Origin of the sequence: Pseudomonas typographi (assembly GCF_014694385.1) — a bacterium.
Lineage (GTDB): Bacteria > Pseudomonadota > Gammaproteobacteria > Pseudomonadales > Pseudomonadaceae > Aquipseudomonas > Aquipseudomonas typographi.
In genome coordinates, this window is the sequence record NZ_JAAOCA010000013.1 from 104,157 (window position 1) to 122,850 (window position 18,694).

General features: G+C 60.1%; 18 protein-coding genes and 1 pseudogene. 8 read left to right on the forward strand and 11 right to left on the reverse strand.

Annotation, left to right across the window (positions count from 1 at the left end; translation table 11 throughout):
• Nucleotides 1–4: 4 nt before the first annotated feature.
• The 6 genes and pseudogenes from HAQ05_RS12070 to HAQ05_RS12095 all read right to left on the reverse strand — a co-directional run.
• On the reverse strand, nucleotides 5–1,111 hold the full coding sequence (locus HAQ05_RS12070) for an ABC transporter ATP-binding protein (protein ID WP_190420816.1): 1,107 nt from the start codon (nucleotides 1,109–1,111) through the stop codon (nucleotides 5–7).
• A gap of 50 nt (nucleotides 1,112–1,161) precedes the next feature.
• Complete coding sequence (locus HAQ05_RS12075; protein WP_202988064.1) at nucleotides 1,162–2,238, reverse strand: ABC transporter substrate-binding protein; 1,077 nt, start codon at nucleotides 2,236–2,238, stop codon at nucleotides 1,162–1,164.
• 22 nt (nucleotides 2,239–2,260) lie between these two features.
• On the reverse strand, nucleotides 2,261–3,088 hold the full coding sequence (locus HAQ05_RS12080; RefSeq protein WP_190420818.1) for an ABC transporter permease: 828 nt from the start codon (nucleotides 3,086–3,088) through the stop codon (nucleotides 2,261–2,263).
• Nucleotides 3,085–3,996, reverse strand: a complete 912-nt coding sequence (locus HAQ05_RS12085) for an ABC transporter permease (protein ID WP_190420820.1) — start codon at nucleotides 3,994–3,996, stop codon at nucleotides 3,085–3,087. Before HAQ05_RS12085 ends, HAQ05_RS12080 begins: the two co-directional genes overlap by 4 nt.
• A 273-nt stretch (nucleotides 3,997–4,269) precedes the next feature.
• Nucleotides 4,270–4,482, reverse strand: a complete 213-nt coding sequence (locus HAQ05_RS29480) for a DUF2269 family protein (protein WP_420825771.1) — start codon at nucleotides 4,480–4,482, stop codon at nucleotides 4,270–4,272.
• A 303-nt stretch (nucleotides 4,483–4,785) separates the two neighbouring features.
• Nucleotides 4,786–5,499 (reverse strand): annotated as a pseudogene (locus tag HAQ05_RS12095) (TonB-dependent siderophore receptor); the annotation flags it as partial.
• Nucleotides 5,500–5,955: 456 nt separating this feature from the next.
• Here HAQ05_RS12095 and HAQ05_RS12100 point away from each other — a divergent pair.
• Complete coding sequence (locus HAQ05_RS12100) at nucleotides 5,956–7,329, forward strand: MFS transporter (RefSeq protein WP_190420822.1); 1,374 nt, start codon at nucleotides 5,956–5,958, stop codon at nucleotides 7,327–7,329.
• Between the two features lie 56 nt (nucleotides 7,330–7,385).
• Here HAQ05_RS12100 and HAQ05_RS12105 read toward each other — a convergent pair whose 3' ends face one another.
• The 4 genes from HAQ05_RS12105 to HAQ05_RS12120 all read right to left on the reverse strand — a co-directional run bounded on the left by HAQ05_RS12105 (nucleotide 7,386) and on the right by HAQ05_RS12120 (nucleotide 11,849).
• Complete coding sequence (locus tag HAQ05_RS12105; RefSeq protein WP_190420824.1) at nucleotides 7,386–8,000, reverse strand: LysR substrate-binding domain-containing protein; 615 nt, start codon at nucleotides 7,998–8,000, stop codon at nucleotides 7,386–7,388.
• Between the two features lie 310 nt (nucleotides 8,001–8,310).
• Complete coding sequence (locus HAQ05_RS12110; RefSeq protein ID WP_190420826.1) at nucleotides 8,311–9,702, reverse strand: aspartate aminotransferase family protein; 1,392 nt, start codon at nucleotides 9,700–9,702, stop codon at nucleotides 8,311–8,313.
• Between the two features lie 17 nt (nucleotides 9,703–9,719).
• Nucleotides 9,720–11,192: an NAD-dependent succinate-semialdehyde dehydrogenase gene (locus tag HAQ05_RS12115; RefSeq protein WP_190420828.1), complete on the reverse strand. Its 1,473-nt coding sequence runs from the start codon at nucleotides 11,190–11,192 to the stop codon at nucleotides 9,720–9,722.
• Between the two features lie 171 nt (nucleotides 11,193–11,363).
• On the reverse strand, nucleotides 11,364–11,849 hold the full coding sequence (locus HAQ05_RS12120; protein WP_238935139.1) for an Lrp/AsnC family transcriptional regulator: 486 nt from the start codon (nucleotides 11,847–11,849) through the stop codon (nucleotides 11,364–11,366).
• Between the two features lie 246 nt (nucleotides 11,850–12,095).
• Between HAQ05_RS12120 and HAQ05_RS12125 the strand changes: the two genes are divergently transcribed.
• The 7 genes from HAQ05_RS12125 (at nucleotide 12,096) to HAQ05_RS12155 (ending at nucleotide 17,713) form a co-directional block, all read left to right on the forward strand.
• A complete protein-coding gene (locus HAQ05_RS12125) occupies nucleotides 12,096–12,875 on the forward strand; it encodes an ABC transporter ATP-binding protein (protein WP_190420830.1) in 780 nt (259 codons plus the stop codon).
• A 41-nt stretch (nucleotides 12,876–12,916) separates the two neighbouring features.
• Nucleotides 12,917–13,720: a transporter substrate-binding domain-containing protein gene (locus HAQ05_RS12130; RefSeq protein ID WP_190420832.1), complete on the forward strand. Its 804-nt coding sequence runs from the start codon at nucleotides 12,917–12,919 to the stop codon at nucleotides 13,718–13,720.
• A 76-nt stretch (nucleotides 13,721–13,796) separates the two neighbouring features.
• Nucleotides 13,797–14,510, forward strand: a complete 714-nt coding sequence (locus HAQ05_RS12135; protein WP_190420834.1) for an ABC transporter permease subunit — start codon at nucleotides 13,797–13,799, stop codon at nucleotides 14,508–14,510.
• The gene (locus tag HAQ05_RS12140; protein ID WP_190420836.1) at nucleotides 14,510–15,214 is read left to right on the forward strand and encodes an ABC transporter permease; all 705 of its coding nucleotides are present in this window, start codon (nucleotides 14,510–14,512) and stop codon (nucleotides 15,212–15,214) included. The genes HAQ05_RS12135 and HAQ05_RS12140 overlap by 1 nt, the downstream gene beginning before the upstream one ends.
• Before the next feature lie 66 nt (nucleotides 15,215–15,280).
• Entirely contained in the window at nucleotides 15,281–16,381 is a 1,101-nt protein-coding gene (locus tag HAQ05_RS12145) for an NAD(P)/FAD-dependent oxidoreductase (protein WP_190420838.1), read from the forward strand.
• A gap of 46 nt (nucleotides 16,382–16,427) precedes the next feature.
• The gene (locus HAQ05_RS12150) at nucleotides 16,428–16,781 is read left to right on the forward strand and encodes a cupin domain-containing protein (RefSeq protein ID WP_190420840.1); all 354 of its coding nucleotides are present in this window, start codon (nucleotides 16,428–16,430) and stop codon (nucleotides 16,779–16,781) included.
• Between the two features lie 5 nt (nucleotides 16,782–16,786).
• Nucleotides 16,787–17,713 carry a 2-hydroxyacid dehydrogenase gene (locus HAQ05_RS12155; protein WP_190420842.1) on the forward strand — a complete coding sequence of 309 codons (927 nt, stop codon included), beginning with the start codon at nucleotides 16,787–16,789 and terminating at the stop codon, nucleotides 17,711–17,713.
• Here the strand turns inward: HAQ05_RS12155 and HAQ05_RS12160 are convergent.
• Nucleotides 17,707–18,618: a LysR family transcriptional regulator gene (locus tag HAQ05_RS12160; protein WP_190420844.1), complete on the reverse strand. Its 912-nt coding sequence runs from the start codon at nucleotides 18,616–18,618 to the stop codon at nucleotides 17,707–17,709. The two genes, HAQ05_RS12155 and HAQ05_RS12160, sit on opposite strands and share 7 nt — an antisense overlap.
• Nucleotides 18,619–18,694 lie beyond the last annotated feature (76 nt).

An 18,694-nucleotide genomic window follows, 5' to 3' on the forward strand; every position in this document is an offset into this window, starting at 1 on the left:
CCGCTCAGGCCGCCGGGGCCGGCGCGGGAAAGGCGCAGGCGGCGCCGGGCAGGATGCTCAGGGGGATTTCGTCACCGGGTTGCAAGGCATGCTGGCCGGCGGCCTCGCGGGATACATCCAGGGCCAGGCTGTCGATGCCCGGCAGGCTGATGTGCAGGCGCAAGGCGCGGCCATGGAACAACCGCTGCAGTATGCGCCCGTGCGTGGTGGCCGAGCCTTCCTGCTGCGCGGCGTGGCCCAGGCGCAGGTCTTCGGGGCGCAGCGATACGGTAACCGCAGCGCCGGGTTGCAGCGGCACTGGGGCGCGGGCCGTGAATCGCAGGGCACCGACGGCCACGGTGACGCTGCCGCTACCGCCCTGTAGCACCTCGCCCGGCAACAGATTGCTGGCACCGATAAAGCCGGCGACGAACGCCGAGTGTGGGGTATCGTATAGCGCATCGGGGCTGGCCACCTGTTCGATGTGGCCTTTGTCCATGACCGCGATGCGGTCGGAAATCGACAGCGCCTCGGTTTGGTCGTGGGTGACCATGATGAACGTGGTGCCGAGGCTCGATTGCAAGCGTTTGAGTTCTACCTGCATGTACTGGCGCAGATGCGCATCCAGTGCCGACAGCGGTTCGTCGAGCAGCAGCACGCGGGGCTGGCACACCAGCGCGCGGGCCATGGCGATACGTTGCTGTTGGCCGCCGGACAACTCGTACACCCGCGCCCGTGCTTTGTCCGCCAGGCCCACCAATTCCAGCATGGCGGTAACCCGCTTGCGGGCTTCAGCGGCCGCAACCCTACGGCCCAGGCTTAGGCCGAAGCCGACGTTGTCGCTGACATTCAGGTGCGGAAACAGCGCATAGTCCTGGAACACCGTGTTCACCGGCCGGCCATAGGGCGGCGCGTCGGTGAGGTCCTGGCCGTCGATTAGTATGCGTCCAGCGCTGGGCGCCTCGAAGCCTGCGATCATCCGCAGGGTGGTGGTTTTGCCGCAGCCGGAAGGCCCAAGCAAGCTGATGAATTCGCCGGGGGCGATGTCCAGGTCGATGTTGTCGACGCTCAACACCTTGTCGCTGTAACGCTTACTCACGCCCCTGAGGCTGACCACGCTGGGCTGGGCCATGCTCATAATCTCCTTGCTGTGGTAAAGGGCAGTCGGGTGCGGGGCGCTGCTTAGCCGCCGGCCTTGACCCGTTCGAACAGCTTGGCCAGCTCATCGTTGCTGGGGATCGGCTTGGTCAATACGGTTTGCTTGAGCATGGTTTCCGGGTCGTTGGGCAGTTGCAGCTCTTCGAGCTTGGCCGCCGGCACCTTGGCGAACGCCGCCTGGCTGGCGCTGCCATAGCCATACTCGGTAATGAGTTTTTCCCCAGATTCGGGAGCCAGGCGCGCGTTGATGAAGTCGTACGCCAGGTCGACGTGTTTGGCGTCTTTGAGCATCACCATGCCGCACACCCAGGTGAGCATGCCTTCCTTGGGCTTCATGAAGGCCACGGGTACGTTCTGCTTTTTCAGCGCCGTTGCCGACGCGTTCCAGGTCATGGCGGCAACCAATTCACCGCTGGCCAGGGACTGCTCCACCGAGGTCATGTCCGTGGTATAGGTGGTCACCAGCGGGCGCTGTTGGCGCAACACGGCACCCACCTTGTCGAGTTGTTCCGGGGTCATTTTGCTGAACGGATCTACCCCGGCCAGCAGCGCCGCGACCAAGGGCGTGTCGTGGACCGCGTCGATGGTGGCGATGCGGCCGGCGTACTGCTTGTCGAACAGCATTTTCCAACTGGCCTCGGGGTTCTTGACCAGGTCGGTGCGGTACAGCACCGAGGTGTTGCCCCAATCCCAAGGCACCATCCACACCTTGCCGTCGGCGTCGACGATACCTGGCAGCTTCTGCAGCACTGGGAATATTTGGTCCCAGTTTTTCAGGCGCGATTTATCCATGGGTTGGATCAGCCCGGCCTGCTTCCAACGTTCGATCTTGTCGTAGCAGGGGTGGGCGAGGTCTGGGTGGAAGCCGGCGCGGGCTTTGGACAAGGCGTCGTCGTCATCGCCGAATACGGTGATATCGACCGCCTTGGGGTGCGCTGCCTCGAAGGCGGGGTGGAACTCCGGCAGTTCGTAGCCCGACCAGGTGAAGTAACTCAGTTTGCCATCGTCGGCCGCCAGCGCGCCCTGCAGCAGTGCGGCATTCAAGGCGAATGCCGCCAGCCCCACGACCCACGAGCGTGTTGCGGTTGTGCGCATTTTCATGTGACGTGACCTCCAAGCGGTTTCATTGGGATTTGGGTGGCGGCTTGAGGCCGCGACGGCGGATCATTTCGGCAAGCCCGGCCAGCAGCACCGAGACCAGCAAAATCAGGCTGCCGAGTGCCATGACGCTGGGCAGTTGGCGGGGGAAGCGCAATTGGCTCCAGATATAAATAGGCAGCGTTGGTTCGGTGCCCACCAGGAAGAACGCCACGATGAACTCGTCGAATGAGGTGATGAAGGCCAGCATGAAGCTGGACACCAAGCCGGGCAGCGCCAGCGGCAGGGCGATGCGCCGCAGCGTGGTCCACTCGTTAGCGCCCAGGTCCATGGCGGCCTCTTCAAGGCTGCGCGGGAACGCGGCGAAGCGACTGCGCATCACCACCACCGCGGTGGGCAGGCAGAAGCACACATGGCCGACCACGATGGCACCCAGCGACGGCCCCGGGCCAACCAGGTTAACGCCCACCAGCAAGGCGATGCCCAGCACCACACCGGGCAGCAGGATCGGCAGCCGTGCCAGCAGCGAAATAGCGTTGGCCAGTGGGCTGCCACGGCGCACATCGGCATAGGCGATCAGGCTACCGACCAGGGTGGCGATGGCTGCAGCGATCGCGGCCACCATCACGCTGTTAAGCGCAGCCTCGGCCAGGCGCGGGTTGTCGAACAGGCTGGCGTACCATTGCAGGGTAAAACCCTTGAGCGGGAATACCGGGGCAATCGAATCATTGAACGAGAACACCGGGATCAGCAGCGTTGGCAGGTACAGAAACACCAGGTACAGCAGCACGTAGAGGGCAAGCCAGCGGCCCTTGCGCGGCTGTTTCGGCACCGTGCTAACCCGCGCCGTCATCGCGGCAACACCCACCGGTTGACCAGCGCGCGGGTGGCCAGTACCACCACGGCGATGGCGAGCATGCTGACCACCGCTAGGGCGGCACCGGCGGTCCAATCATTGGCCTTGCCGAACTGCGCTTGGATCAAGGTGCCTATCATCGAACTGGCCGGGCCGCCGACCAAGGCTGGCGTCACGTAATCGCCCACGGTGGGTACGAACACCACCAGCGCGGCGGCCATTACCCCCGGCATCGACAACGGCAGGATCACCTTGAAAAAGCACTGGTGTGGCTTGGCACCCAGGTCGGCCGCGGCTTCCAGCAGGTTGCGCGCCAGCCCGTGCAGGCAAATATACAGCGGCAGCACGGCAAACGCGGCATAGGCGTGGGCGAGGGTGATGACCACCGCCGTTGGGGTGTTGAGCAGCCCGGCCAGCGGCGCGTCGGTAAGGCCCAGCCCCATCAGCGTCGAGTTGAGCACGCCGTTCCAGGCCAGCACGATCTTCCAGGCAAATACCCGCAGCAGGTAGCTGGTCCAGAACGGCAGGCTGATCATAAACAGCAGCCCATGGCGGTATTTGCCGGCATGGAAGGCGAGGAAATAAGCCACCGGGTAGGCCAGTACCACGGTCACCACGGTGACGATGGCCGAAAGCATGATCGAGCGCAACAGCACGGTACGCGTGAGCGGATCGGCCACGGCCTGGGTGAGGTTGGCGAAGGTAAAGGCGCTGCCCAACAATTGGCCGTCATTGACCCGCAGGCTCAAGTACAGCAGCAGGGCCAGGGTGAACAGGATCAGCGTGCTGGTGATCAGCCCGCCGGGCAGGTTGAGCAGCACGTCGAACAGCCGCCCGCGGCTGCGGCGCGGTGCGGGCCGGTTGGCGGCGGGCACGCCTTGCACACCGACAGAGGGCGGGCTCATAGCGCGGTTGCCCGCACCACGGAGCGATGCAAGGCTGGCACTAATCGAGGTGGCGAGCCGAGGAGGGCAGTGCCTGCATCATCGCGCCATAAGCATTCAACACGCGTCGAGGCTATATCCACGGGGCACCTGTATCGATAAACGATATATGAATATCTATATTCATATACCTCATATCTAAATATTCCAGGCGCAGGCCACCGTCGCGTCGTGAACAGGACGTTTTCGTCGCAAACAACGAAAAAATACCTAACGTGGGCGCAATGTATCTCGCTACACCCCCAACCATTGCCGGATCGTCACCTTGCTGACCCTCATCAGCACGATGGCGAACATGCCCAGGAGCCCAGCCACGCCCAACCAAGACCAGGCGCGGTAAAGCGCCTGATACCGGCTCGCCAGTAGCGTGCCGGTATCAACGGCACGCGCGGCTAGCCGCTGCAGGTGCTTTTGCAGCACCAATACCGACAACCACAGCGCACCCACGCGGGTGAAAATGCCCCGCGATGTGAGCCGGCCAACCGCTTGACAGCGGCAACCTGGTCAACTTCACCAGGCCATAGGCGATCAGGTAGAGGTAAAACCCCATGCCCAACCCAAAGAGGAACATCGCCGCGATGACGTGCACATATTTTAAGAACGGGTACAGCATCGTCAGGCCTGCCCGTGCGAAAAGTAAACGTCCTCGATGAGGGGGCGGCCATGCCCCCTAAATCGCCCCCTGCTCGCGTTGAATGGCCCCGCTTGGCCTGATGGCGATGGGTAGGGTTATGGACTACCGAGGCGGGATCAGTACTTCCAGGTGACCGACGCGGTGACGTTGCGTGGCGCGCCATAGTTGGCGCTGGTCGCACTTTGATACAGCGACAACAGGTATTTGCGGTCGGTGACATTGTTCAGGTTGAGCGAGGTGCTCCAGTGTGGGTCGATGTCATAGCTGGCCATCAAGTCCACCAGCGCGTAGGCGTTCTGGCGAACATAGCTTAACGAATCGCTCTGTACCGCACTTTGCCAGCTGACACGGGTGCCTACCCTGGCCTGTGGCAAGCCCGGCAGGCGGTAAGTCGCCATGCCCCGCAGGCTATGGGTCGGCACATATTTGCGCGCCTTATCCCCGTTGTCATCGTCGATGGGCACGTAGGTGTAGCCAGCCATCAGGTCCAGGCCCGGCAGTGCCTCGCCAGAGGCTTGCAACTCTACGCCATGGCTTTTGTAGTCCGCAGTGTTGTAGAGGTACTGAGAGCCGACCTGGATGTAGTCTGCCGCTACGTTGCGTTGCTGGGTCTTGAACACCGCGGCCGTCAGGTTCAGGCGGTCGTCCAACAGGCTGCCCTTCACACCCGCTTCGAGGCTCTTGCCCTCAAGTGGGTCGAGCAGTTTACCGTCGAGGCCGAGGGTGCTGTATTGCGGGTTGAAGATCTGCGTCCAACTGGTGTAGAGGCTCCACTGCTTGTTCAGGTCGTATACCAGGCCGGTGTACGGCGTGACCTTGCCGTGCTCGCGCTGGCGGGAAGGCGGCGGTTCAGGGGTGTATGTCCTAGGTAAATGGAGAGTTACGATTGGTATCACTGATACGAATGAGAAACATACACAACCGTTAACAATTCCTCGACATTTTTTTCACCTAAATTTCGCGTGGGGTTACGGGCGCGATTCGAGTCAGGTCATAGCGGCGCGTAAGTTAAGGCGCTTGCTCAATTACCCGTTTGATACGCGGCCATCATGCGCTGTTGCCTGCCGGCGACCTTGGCCATGTTCGCGTGAGGACCTCGAACACTTTGCCAATGCTTGGCGGCGATCTGCTGGGTAGCACTGATCCAACACATGTATCAATCAAATACCTATTTGGATTAGACGGGAACAATCCTCGCGTCCATGATCGTCGCACCTACGACCGTCTCGCCCCCGGGCAGGGCGAGTGCCGGCGCGCTTCAATAAAAATAAAAGGTGAACATGGAGATGCAAATAGAGAAGAGAACGCACGTCCGCTTTTACGTGCTGGCTATGTTGTTCGTGGTCTCGTCGCTCAATTACGCCGACCGCGCTGCACTGTCGATCGCCGGCGCTTCGCTGTCGGCAGATCTGAACCTCAAACCCATCGCGCTGGGCTTCGTGTTTTCAGCGTTCGGCTGGGCCTACGTGCTGGGGCAGATTCCCGGTGGCTGGCTGCTCGATCGTTACGGCTCGAAAAAAATCTACGGCATGAGCCTGCTGTTGTGGTCGGCGATGACCTTTTTGCAGGCGTTTGTCGGCGGTTTCGAGGCCACCACCGCGGTGATGATGCTGTTCTTCCTGCGGCTGATGCTGGGCCTGGTCGAGGCACCGGCATTTCCGGCAAACGGCCGCCTTGCCGCTTCCTGGTTCCCGACGTCGGAGCGGGGCATGGCAACGTCGATCTTCGCTTCGGCGCAGTATTTCGCCGTGGTGCTGTTCTCGCCAATCATGGGCTACATCGTGCATGCCTTCGGCTGGAAGTACGTGTTCGTGTTCATGGGCGGCGTTGGTTTTGTGCTGGCCATGGGCTGGGTCAAGGCCATCCATACCCCTAAAGACCACCCCCGCATCAACCAAGCCGAGTTCGATTACATCGAGCAGGGTGGTGGCCTGGTGCATATGGACGAGCAGGGCAGGGCGGACCGCTCGCCGAAGATGAAGTATCTGAAGGATTTAGTGCGCAACCGCATGTTGATGGGCATCTATCTGGGGCAGTACTGCATCATTTCCATGTCCTACTTCTTTATCACCTGGTTCCCGATGTACCTGGTGCAGGCCCGCCACCTGGACATCCTCCAAGTGGGCTTTATCTCGGTACTGCCGGCCGTGTGCGGCTTCCTCGGCGGTTTGCTCTCGGGCATTACCTCCGACCGCCTGCTCAAACGGGGTATGTCGTTGACCTGGGCCCGCAAGCTGCCGGCGTTGGTGGGCTTTGTACTGGCCGCCAGCCTGGTGCTGTGCAACTACGTTGAGTCCTTGTGGCTGATGGTGCCGTTGATGGCGCTGGCGTTTTTTGGCAAAGGTTTCGCGGCCATCGGCTGGGCCTGTATCGCCGACGCATCACCCAAGCGCCTCACGGGGCTCAGCGGTGCCGTATTCAATACCGTGGGCAACGTTGGCAGCATCGTCACGCCCATTGTCATCGGCTACATCGTAGGTATTACCGGCGGTTATGAAGCGGCACTGGTGTATGTGGCTGCCCACTGCATCCTTGGGTTGGCGACCTATCTGTTCATCATCCCGGACATCAAGCGGGTCGAGCTCAGCGACGATGCTCAATTTGAAGCGCCTGCATCGCCTTCGTCGCCGCCTCCTTCCCTGGCGGCCCGGCAGCCCTGAGGCCGGGGGTTATTTCGGCAGGGAGGCTCATACAGCAACGGGCGGGCAGGCCGGCGTTAACCCGCGCCCTGGCTCAGCCCGAGAATGTACGCGCGGAAGTTTCGCGTCACAGGGTCTGGGTCCCCCTTGCGCCAAGCGAGGTGCAGCTCTGCGTGAGCGCCGCCCAGTTCGATCGGCTTGAAGATGATCCGCTCGGACGGCAGATGCTGGGCCGTACTGGGCACCAGGGCGATGCCCATCCCGATGCTGACCAACGACAGAATGGTATGTGTCTGGTACAGGTACTGGACATAACTGGGTTCGACACCCGCCGCGCGGAACAGCCCGGACAGCAGCTCGAAGGAGTAGCGGCCCTCGGACGGCGAATACATGATGAAGGGCTGGCGATCCAGGTCTTGCACGGTCAACTGTTCACGCTGGGCCAGCGGCTGGTCGTAAGGCAAGGCGAGGGCGAAGGGGTCGCGCAACACGCAAACGGTTTCGATACCTGGGTGCAGCTTGTCGGGCCGTATCAGGCCCAGGTTCAGCCGGTTGGATAACAGCGCCTCCTTTTGCTCCGGGGTAGACATCTCCTTGAGTACCACGTCGATGTCCTTGAGCGTGTGATAGGCCCCCGCCACGATCTGCGGCAACACCTTGAAGCGTGCGGCGGATATGAACCCCAAGCTCAACGAGAGTACATTAAGCCGTTCTACTTCGGCCCTCCGGATCCGCACCCTCGGCTACAACCTAAATCCTGGTTTTCCTCACTCATCGAGTCGTCGTATGCGCTGATGAACAAAGCTGACAATTGAGGGACATTGCTGCGTGCAGGCTTCCAGCTCTGGGGAGCGTGCTCTGGGAGCTCATTTCCAATGCCGATCAGCATGCTGCCACCGACGTGAAGGGTGAATCGCCCCGAATCAATTTGCCCGCTGCGATTGATACATGCAGGCGGATATCAGTCAGGGCGCCAAAGTTGTCACGCGTAACAGGCTAGCCTCATGCCTTTAGCTCTTGCATTACGCTGAGCACTGCTTTGTGCGACAGATCGACGATCTCGTCGATTTCTGCGGTGGTGGTGACTAGCGGCGGCGCGAAACCCAAGATGTCACCGTGGGGCATGGCGCGTGCGATCAGATTCAAGTCACGTGCCGCCTTCGATACACGAGCGCCTACTTTCAGTAGAGGATTGAATCGGGTCTTGGTTGCGGGGGCGGCGACGAATTCGATGGCCGCCATCAGGCCGACGCCCCGGACTTCGCCAACGATCGGCAGGCCGGCGAAGGTTTCTTTCAGGCGTTGCTGGAAATAGCTGCCCACCCGCCGTGCGTTGCCCGGAATGTCTTCGCGCTCGACGATATCCAGCACTGCGTTTGCCGCCGCGACGCCCAGTGGATGGCCTGAGTAGGTGTAGCCATGAGAGAACGCGCCGACGCGATCCGCGCCATCTTCTAGCACCTTGTAAACTTTCTCACCAACGATCGCCGCAGATAGCGGCACGTACGCCGAGGTCAAGCCTTTGGCGACGGTGATCAGGTCCGGTTCTATGCCGTACAGGTCACAACCGAACATCGCGCCGGTACGGCCAAATCCCGTGATGACCTCGTCAGCGATCAGCAGGACGTCATACTTCCTCAGAATCGGTTGAATCGCTGCCCAATAGCCCGCCGGTGGTGGGGTGATGCCGCCCGTGCCGAGCACGGGTTCTGCGATGAACGCGCCGATGGTGTCCGGGTCTTCGCGCAGGATCAGCGCTTCGAGTTCTTCGGCGCGACGGGCAGAGAACTGCTCTTCGGTTTCGCCAGGTTGAGCGCCCCAGTAATGGTGTGGCACGCCAGCCTGCAGAATGCCGGACACTGGCAAATCCATGTAATCGTGGTAAAAGCTCATGCCCGTCATGGAGCCGGCGATGACTGAGCAACCGTGATAACCGCGTTCACGGCTGATAATTTTTTTCTTCTTCGGCAAGCCGCGCAGGTTGTTGTAGTACCAGACCAGTTTTGCCTGGGTCTCATTAGCATCCGAACCGGACATGCCATAGAACACCTTGCTCATTTTGCCCGGCGCCATGCGTACCAGTCGGTCGGACAAGCGAGCCAGGTCCTCGGTGGTATGCGCTGCGTAGGAGTGGTAGTAGGCCAGTTTGTGCGCCTGGCGAGAAATCGCATCCGCCACTTCGGTACGGCCATAACCCACGTTCATGCAATACAAACCGGCAAAGCCGTCGATGTATTCACGGCCGGTGGCATCAGTAATGCGGATGCCTTTGGCGGTTTCGATGATCGTCGGATCGCCGGCCTTGCCGCTGGCGAAATCCTTGAGCTGGGTGAACGGATGCAGTACCGATGCACGGTCCAGCGCTGAAATGTGATCCTGGGTTTGCTTATCCATGAGAGTTCTCCACTGGATTAAAGGCTGCCGACGCAGACGTATTTAAGTTCCATGTATTCAGCCAGGCCGTGACGCGAACCTTCACGGCCCAGGCCTGATTGTTTCCAGCCACCGAACGGGATCGGTGGGCCGGTGAATCTGGCGGTATTGAGGGCGACCATGCCGAATTCCAGACGGTCCGAGACCCGCGCGGCGCGGCGCAGGTCGTTGGTGTAAACGTAGGCGGCCAGCCCATATTCGGTACTGTTGGCCCGGCGCAAGACTTCTTCTTCGCTGTCGAAAGGCAGCAACGCGGCGACCGGGCCGAAGGTTTCCTCGATGGCGATATCCATCTCGTCAGTCACGTCGGCGAGCACGGTTGGTGTTACGAACGAGGCGCCCAGCCCGCATTCCTCACCGCCAACTGTCAGGCGGGCGCCGAGTGAGAGGGCGTTGCCAATCTGGTCGCGACACTTATTGGCCACCGACAGTCGCGTCATCGGGCCGATGTCAACGCCGTCCTCAAGACCATGACCCAACTTGAGTCTGGCAGTGGCCTCGCTGAAGGCCTGCACAAAAGGTGCGTATAAACCACGCTGGATGTAGATGCGGTTGGCGGCAAGACAATCCTGGCCGGAGGTCGCGAACTTGGCACCGATGCAGCCGACTACTGCTCCCTCCAGCGAGGCATCGTCGAAAACGATGAAAGGCGCGTGTCCACCCAGCTCCAGCGATACCTTTTTCAGGGTCTGCGCCGATTGCGCCAGGAGCTGGCGACCGATTTGGGTCGATCCGGTAAAGCTGAATGCTCGGACTTCAGGGCGCTGCATCAGCCGCGCTGACAGGATTTGCGCATCCCCGGTGATGACCTGGAACACACCCGCAGGCACGCCCGCCTGCTCTGCCAGTTTCGCCAGAGCCAGCGCCGATAGCGGCGTCTCCGACGCGGGCTTGATGATCATGCTGCAACCGGCAGCGAGTGCTGCGCCGGCCTTGCGCGTAATCATCGCCATCGGGAAGTTCCACGGCGTGATCGCTGCAGTGACGCCGATTGGCTGCATCTTTGTAGTGAGCTGGCTACCCGGCAAGTGACTGGGGATCGACTCACCGTAACTGCGCTCGCCGTCGGCGGCGAACCAGCCGAGAAAGCCGGCGCCGTATTCGATTTCGCCTAGGGATTCATTGAGCGGCTTGCCCTGTTCGGCGGTCATCAAAGTCGCCAGGTCAGCCGCATGTTCGCGGCACAGTGTCGCCCACCGCCGAAGAATTGCACCACGTTCTGCAGGTAACCGGTCGCGCCACAGAACAAAAGCCTGAGTCGCAGCATCGACAGCTTTGTCCATCCACTTCACGTCGCAATGGGCGACCTGGGCGATGACCATGCCCGTTGCCGGATCAACCACTGGTAGGCGTGATTCGCCCTCTATCCACTGTCCGTCAATGAAGGCGCGGGTTTCGAGAAGCTCGGGACAGCGCAGTCGCTCAAGCGCCGATAGGGCAAAGTGTTTCATGTCTAAGTCTCATCGTCGAGTGGGCGGGCAATGGACTTATTTTAGGCAACAGCTGGTTACCTAATGCTGCGTAACAACAGCGATTGGCGCAGTAATGCTGAGTGCTTAGAAGATATTCGCAGTTTTTCTGCGTGTAGATGGATTCAGAGGATGTTTTCGGGCCTGGCCTTATTATTTGACTTCGATGGCGCCCGGTATCGGAATGCTGAAACCTGCCTTTACCCGGTCCATCACCACCATCGTCTTGAAGCCCTTGATGTTGGGATTGTTATAGAAGAACTGCCGGGTGAATTGTTCGTACTCTTCCATGTTGCGTGTGGTCACCACCAGGACGAAGTCGGCATCTCCGGTGACGTAATAGCCGCTCATGATTTCCGGTGTGGAGCGAATCGACTGTTTGAACGTGTCGATGATGTCCGCGCGCTCGCGTTCCAGCGAAACCAGCACCAGCATCATCACATCGCGGCCAATGGCCTTGGGCGATACCACTGCAATGTCCGCTTCGATGATGCCTTGTGCGCGCAGACGCTTGAGTCTGCGTTGAATACCGGTGCTGGATAAGCCCACCAGCTCGCCAAGCTCTTCACTGGAGACCCGGTTGGAGCGCTGCAATTCACTAAGCAATCTTGCGTCGATTCTGTCCAGTTCCAAAGCCAAGCCTCACCGTCGTATCCGTTTGGTAAAGGGGCAGCGATGCGCTTGCGTGAGCGCACACCACGACCGCCATCGCGGCATAGATTACCGCGACGCACCTTCATTCGCAGAATTGAAATGTCTGCCCGTTTTAAGGGCGTACATAACATTTTGTTATTCATGGCAAGAAATCCCGCATTTGACAGTATGATGGTCGCGTTCCAAATTGTTGGTCACATACAAGGTTTAATTCAGTAAAGGGCAATGGTAATGAGCATTGATGTCAGTCCTCCCATTGTTCTGCGAGTCGATGCGTTGCATAAGCAGTTCGGTGATGTGGCCGTTCTTAAGGGCATTGATCTGAAGGTGCGTCAGGGCGAAGTGATCTCGCTGATCGGCTCCTCCGGTTCAGGTAAAAGTACATTTCTACGCTGTCTGAATCTGCTGGAAATGCCAACGTCGGGCGCCATTGAAGTCAATGGTCAAGGGCTGCATATCGATACTGCTAGCGATGGGACCGCGCGTTTGAGCAACCCGCGCCTGGTGGATACGTTCCGCCTGCAACTGGGCATGGTGTTTCAGAGCTTCAATCTCTGGCCACACCGCACGGTTCTGGAAAATGTCACCGAGGCGCTGATCTGGGTGAAAAAACTGCGTCGGGCCGACGCCGACGACAGGGCCATGCAGGTCCTGACTCGGGTTGGCATGGCCAACAAGCGTGACGACTATCCCTTGGCACTGTCTGGTGGACAACAGCAGCGGGTAGCGATTGCGCGGGTACTGGCGATGCAGCCGGGGATCATGCTGTTCGATGAACCTACTTCAGCACTGGACCCGGAACTGGTTGGCGAGGTTCTGCGGGTTATCCGCCAACTCGCTGAAGAGGGCAACACCATCTTGCTGGTGACCCATGAAATGCGTTTTGCTCGTGAAGTCTCAAGCCGGATCATTTTTCTGCATCAAGGGGTGATCGAGGATGACGGAACCCCTGAAGAGGTCTTCAATAACTCCAAATCCGAACGTGTCAGGGCATTCCTCTCACAACATTGAACCGCTGCCACACCAGTGAAAATGACTTTAGGGATTTCTCGATGAAGAAGACTTTGCTCGCGTTCGTTTGTGGCACCGCTTTGATCGCAACTGCTGTCAACGCCGCCGAAGATACCTTGACGGTGGGTACCGAGGGTGATGCGCCGCCTTACAGCATGGCGGACGTCAATGGCGCTGTGACTGGCTACGATGCCGACATTGCCAACGCGGTGTGCAGTGAAATGAAAGTCAAATGCCGCTTCGTCGTTCAGTCGTTCAGCACGCTGATTCCGTCCTTGAACGCTGACCGTTTCGACGTGATCGTGTCGGGGCTGGGTATCACCGAAGCGCGCAAGAAACAGATAGATTACTCCATTCCTTACGGCGGCGTCCCTCAGTATTACGTGGTGGCCAAGGATTCGCCGATCGCCTCCGTGGGCTCCATTGCCGAGATCGAGAAAATGCTCGATGGCAAGACCATCGGCGTGGTCAACGGCACCACTTACGCCAACTACGTGCAGAAGCACTTGCCCAACTCCGAGGTCAAGACCTACGACGCCACTACGCAAATGCTGGCGGATCTGGAAGCCGGTCGCATCGACTCCGCCTACAGCGACTCCCCGACTTGGACCGACTTCATCAAGACCCCGGGCGGTGCACGCTTTACCCGAGTGAAAGTTGCCGTACGCCAGGCAGACGATCCGACCGTGCTTGGCTATGGCATGGGCATCGGGATCCGTAAGGGCAACACCGCATTGCAGAGCAAGGTCGATACCGCACTGTGCTCCCTGTCGAAGAAAGGCGAGCTGACGACCATCAGCAAGAAGTGGTTTGACGAAGACTACGCCATCGCCTGCAAGCAATAAGACGTTCGTGAATGCCCTCGTCTGCCTTTGAGGCGAGGGCTGCGAACGCGCAGTGATGAATTGATGCAGGTGTGCAATGACTGACGTATGGCGGTTTTTATTCGAGCAGCGTTGGGCTCTTTCCTTGCTCAAGGGCAGCGCAGTGACGTTGGGGTTGGGCCTGCTGGGCATGTGTCTGGGACTGATCATCGCGTTGCCACTGGCGATCATTCGCTGGCGCAAAGTCCGCGTGGTAGGGCGTCTGGTCTTGGGCTATACGATGGTGGTGCGCAGCATTCCCGGGCTGTTGATCATCTATCTGATCTTCTTTGGCTCGGTACAAGCGGTGGACAGCATCGGCGAGTTTTTCGGCTTTCAGGCCGCCGTGCGCAGTGCTTATCCGTTTCTGATGGGCATGCTGGCGATCGGTATCATTTCCAGTGCGTATTCGGTTGAAGTCTTGCGCGGTGCGCTGCAAACGATTCCAGAGGGGCTGATCGAAGCGTCCAAGTCGCTGGCCATGCCGCGCAGTGCAATTTACCTGCGCATTGTTCTCCCATTGATGCTGCGCAACGCGCTGCCGGGCCTCAACAACGTATGGCAGATGACCATCAAGGATACCTCGTTGGTGTCTGTGGTGGGCCTGGGCGAACTGATGCGCACGGCCGCGTTGGCGGCGGGCATATCGCGCAGTCCGCTGGTCTTCTACCTGATCGCCGGTGCTGTGTTTCTGCTGATCACCTGGGTCAGCCAACGGCTGTTCGCGGTTTGCGAGCGGCATCTCAATCGCGGCTTTCTGGAGGCACGCTGATGGACATGGAACTGGTGCAGCAAGCCATTCCTTTTCTGCTGAAGGGTGCTCAGGTCACATTGATCATTGGCTTGTTCGGGGTGTTGATCGGTTTGCCCCTGGGCATTTTCGTGGGCCTGGTGCGGTTGTCGCGTCACCGGCAAACGGCAGCGTGCTTCTCGGCGTTCAGCGCGTTTTTTCGCGGCACGCCCTTGCTGGTCCAACTGTTCATCATTTACTACGGGTTCGGCCAGTTGGGGTTCGTGCGCAATAACCCGCTGTTGTGGTGGGTAGTTGGCAGCAGCCTGCACTGCGCAATTCTCGCCGTCGTGCTGAACACCATTGCCTACACCTCGGAAATCTTTCGTGGCGCGTTTCAGTCGATCCCCATAGGCATGGTAGAAGCGGCGCAGGCCTGCGGGATGTCGTGGTGGGTGGCATTGTTCCGGGTTCGCTTTCCGCTGGCGTTGCGCCAGGCATTGCCAGCGTACGGTAACGAAGTGGCCATTGTGATTAAGGAGTCGAGTCTGGCATCGACGATCACGGTTCTGGAAATCACTGGTTACGCCAAGCGCCTGATGAGTGAAACCTTCGCCATCATCGAGATATTCGTTATCGCCTCGGTGTTCTATCTGGTGATAAACCTGCTGGCGATGCTGCTGGTGCGTCAGGTGGAGAAGTACTTGTCGGGCGGTTTACGAACCGGTCGCAAAATTCATATCTGATTCTCGCTTGCGCGGGATGTCATTGGTGCGCGCGACGCCTGTCGTGCTTTGCTCAAGGGTCGTTTCATGAAACATATCATTGTCGTCGGCGCTGGCGCCGTCGGGCTTTCCTGCGCGCGGGCTGCGCTGAAGCGCGGTCATCGGGTCACTGTCCTGGAGCAAGGGTCGCTGCCCAATCCTCAGGCCGCCTCCTATGACCAGCACCGAATGATCCGCTACCAGTACGGTGACGCCGAAGGCTACACGCGGATGGTCGGCGAGGCGTTCGGTGCGTGGGAGCGACTGTGGCAAGACATAGATGCGCGCCATTGCGTGGCGACCGGCACCTTTGGTGTTTCTCTGGAGGCCAATGATGAGATCTTCCAAAGCGTTTCGACCTTCAAGCGCTTAGGCATCAGCCATGAGCTGATGGACAGCGCCAGCGCTGAGCGGCTTTGCCCGCAGCTCACGCTGCCGGAGGCTGCACAAGGCTTATATCAGGCAGACGGCGGCGTGTTGTTCGCTGACCGCATCGTTGACAGCCTGCTTGCATGGGTCACGCGGCATGGCGCGCAGATGCGGCCGCACACTCGGGTCGCTCATGTCGATACCGGGGTGAGCCGCGTCACCCTGGCGGATGGCGAAGTTGTCGAAGGCGACGCTCTGGTGGTCGCTGCCGGTGCCTGGTTGCCGGGTTTGATGCCGCACATTCCGGATCTGCCGACCTGGCGCCAGGCGGTGTGTTATGTCCAGGCCCCCGCAGAATTTCAGGCCGACTGGGCCAACGGACCCTGCCTGACCGACCTGGGTATAGGTGACAACTATGCACTGACGCCGGTAGACGGAACCGGCCTCAAGTTCGGTTCGGGCTTGCATCGCCGGGCCGGCGCACCCGATGCGGCGGGCTTCGTGGCAGAGCCGGAAGAAGGCTACGAAGTCATTAGTCATTTCGCCCCGTATCTGCGTAACGCCGCGGCCTACCGTCCGATCCGGATGGCGGTCGGCTACTACGTCAAGGATGCGTCGGCCAAGTTTCGCGTACAGCACGATGGCAAGGCCGTGGTCATCACCAACTGCGACGGGCAGATGTTCAAGTTCTCGGCGTTGATGGGCGAACGCGTCATGGCCTCCATCGACGGCGAACTTGCAGCGTCCGAACTCACCCGCTGGGCAGCGGGCGAGCGCTGATTTTTTTCCACAAACCCTTATTCGAATTCAACGTACAGGTACTTCTATGAGCTTTCTCACGCACTTTGATTTTTCCAACCTGGGTGAAGGCCGCAAGGGCGAGCCTTTGCCGGAACGCCTGGTCGAGGGCGATCCGAAATTCACCACCTGGGACATCGAAAAAAGCGCCGATGGCCGGGTCAATGCCGGGGTTTGGGAAGTGACCCCAGGCGCCTACTGGTCGATTAAGGGTGAAAGCTGGGAATACTGCGCAATCCTCTCCGGCATTTCCGAGTTGGTGGAAGAAGGGCAGCCGGTCAAGCGTATTCAGGCCGGCGACACCTTCATCATGCGCCCCGGTTTCAAGGGCATCTGGCGTGTCATCGAAACCACGCGCAAAGTCTGGGTCCAGCTGGATTGACCGGTATGAGTTTCGTCTACAAGGCTGAACCGGTGCGGGGTGAGGAGTGGCGGACGCTGTTCAAGGAGCGGGCGCCCGATCTGCCGTTTCATGTCTGGCCCGAGACCGGGCCGGCAGAGGATGTTCGTTATCTTGCAGTGTGGCAACCGCCAGCCCGGTTGATGGAACGCTTCCCCAATCTCGAGCTGTTGTTCTCGGTGGGGGCGGGCGTCGATCAACTGGACTGGACAGGCATTCCGGCCCACGTCCCGGTGGTGAGAATGACCGAGCCGGGCATCGCACAGGGCATGGCCGAATACGTCACCCTGGCGGTTCTGGCGCTGCACCGTGACTGGCCGAACTATCTGCAGCAACAGCGCGCGGGCATCTGGCGGGAGTGGCGCAACGTACCCGCAGCGCAACGACGTATCGGCGTGCTCGGCCTGGGCATGTTGGGAAAACACGTCTTGCAGCAGCTGCGACCATTCGGCTTTCCATTGGCCGGTTGGAGCCGCTCAGGCGGCGCCATCGAGGGCGTGGAGGTATTCGCAGGCGAAAGCCAATTGCCAGAGTTTCTGGCGCGAACTGATATCCTGATTTGCCTGCTGCCGTTGACCGATCAGACACGTGGGTTGCTGAACAGCCGCTTGTTCGGGCAACTGCCCAATGGCGCGGCGTTGATCAACGTAGGCCGTGGCGCGCACCTGATCAATGATGATTTGCTGGCGGCGCTGGACGCGGGGCAGTTGCGCGGCGCGGTGCTCGATGTCTGCGACCCCGAGCCCTTGTCTGCGGACCATCCATTCTGGAAAGACCCGAGGATCATCATCACCCCCCACGTCGCCAGCATGACCCGCCCTGAAACCGCTGTCGAGCGGGTGCTTGAAGTGATCACCCAGCATCGGGCGGGCGTACCGTTGAAGGGAGCGATAGATCGAAACAAGGGCTACTGAGGCGGCGAAAGGTCCTGTCCGGTCTGCTGGATCAGTTCGTTGTGCCACTCCATGAATTGCTTCCGGAACAGGTCGACAATGGCTGAACGGTTTCGACCCGACTGGCGCAATTCGGCAAAGCTGGCGTCGATGAACACACCGAATGGCCTGATGGTGATGCCCTTGCCCAGAAAGTCGAGGGTAGCGCTGGGGTCGATGATGGTGATCCCGGCGCCTGCGACCACCATGATCAACGCCGTGTGCGATAGCAGCGCCTCCAGCGTCACGGTACGCGGCACCCCCGCAAGCGCTACTTCGACGCGCATGGCGAACAGGCTGCCAGGTTCAAGGGCAATCATCCGTTGACCGATGAGGTCGTCGGGATAAATCACTGATTTGGCGGCCAGCGGATGCCCGTCGGGCAGGGCGACGACGGCGGCGATCGGCTGCATGGCTACGTCGAAACCGGGGCGATCGATCGGACCGTCGGCGTATCCCAGATCCGCCTGTCCGGACGCCACGCTCTCAATCACTTGAGGTGAAATCAACCCGGTCAGGGCGACATACAGATTGGGCTTATCGGCGACGAACTGTGCGACGAAGCGCGGAAGAATGCCGCTTGCCAGGGCTGGCATGGCGGCGATGCGTAGCGAGCCTGCCGAGTGACGACTGATGTCGGCCGCCATCTGCGTCAGCCGGTCTAGCCCTACGAATGAGCGAGTCACCTCCTTGATCAGGGTAAACGCCGCTTGAGTCGGGATGATCTGGTTGCCGTGGCGCTCGAACAGCAGCAGCTTGGTCGCCGCCTCGAAATCACGAATCAGGCGGCTGACCGCAGGTTGCGTGACGGACATCAACTCGGCCGCTGCCGTCATGCTGCCGGTGGTCATCACAGCGCGAAATGCTTCGACCTGTCGCAGGTTCATCTGCGGGCTCCATAATATTTAGTTATTCGCAATGCTTTTTTCGGAATTTGACGTAATGCTCGCTCAAACGCAAAGT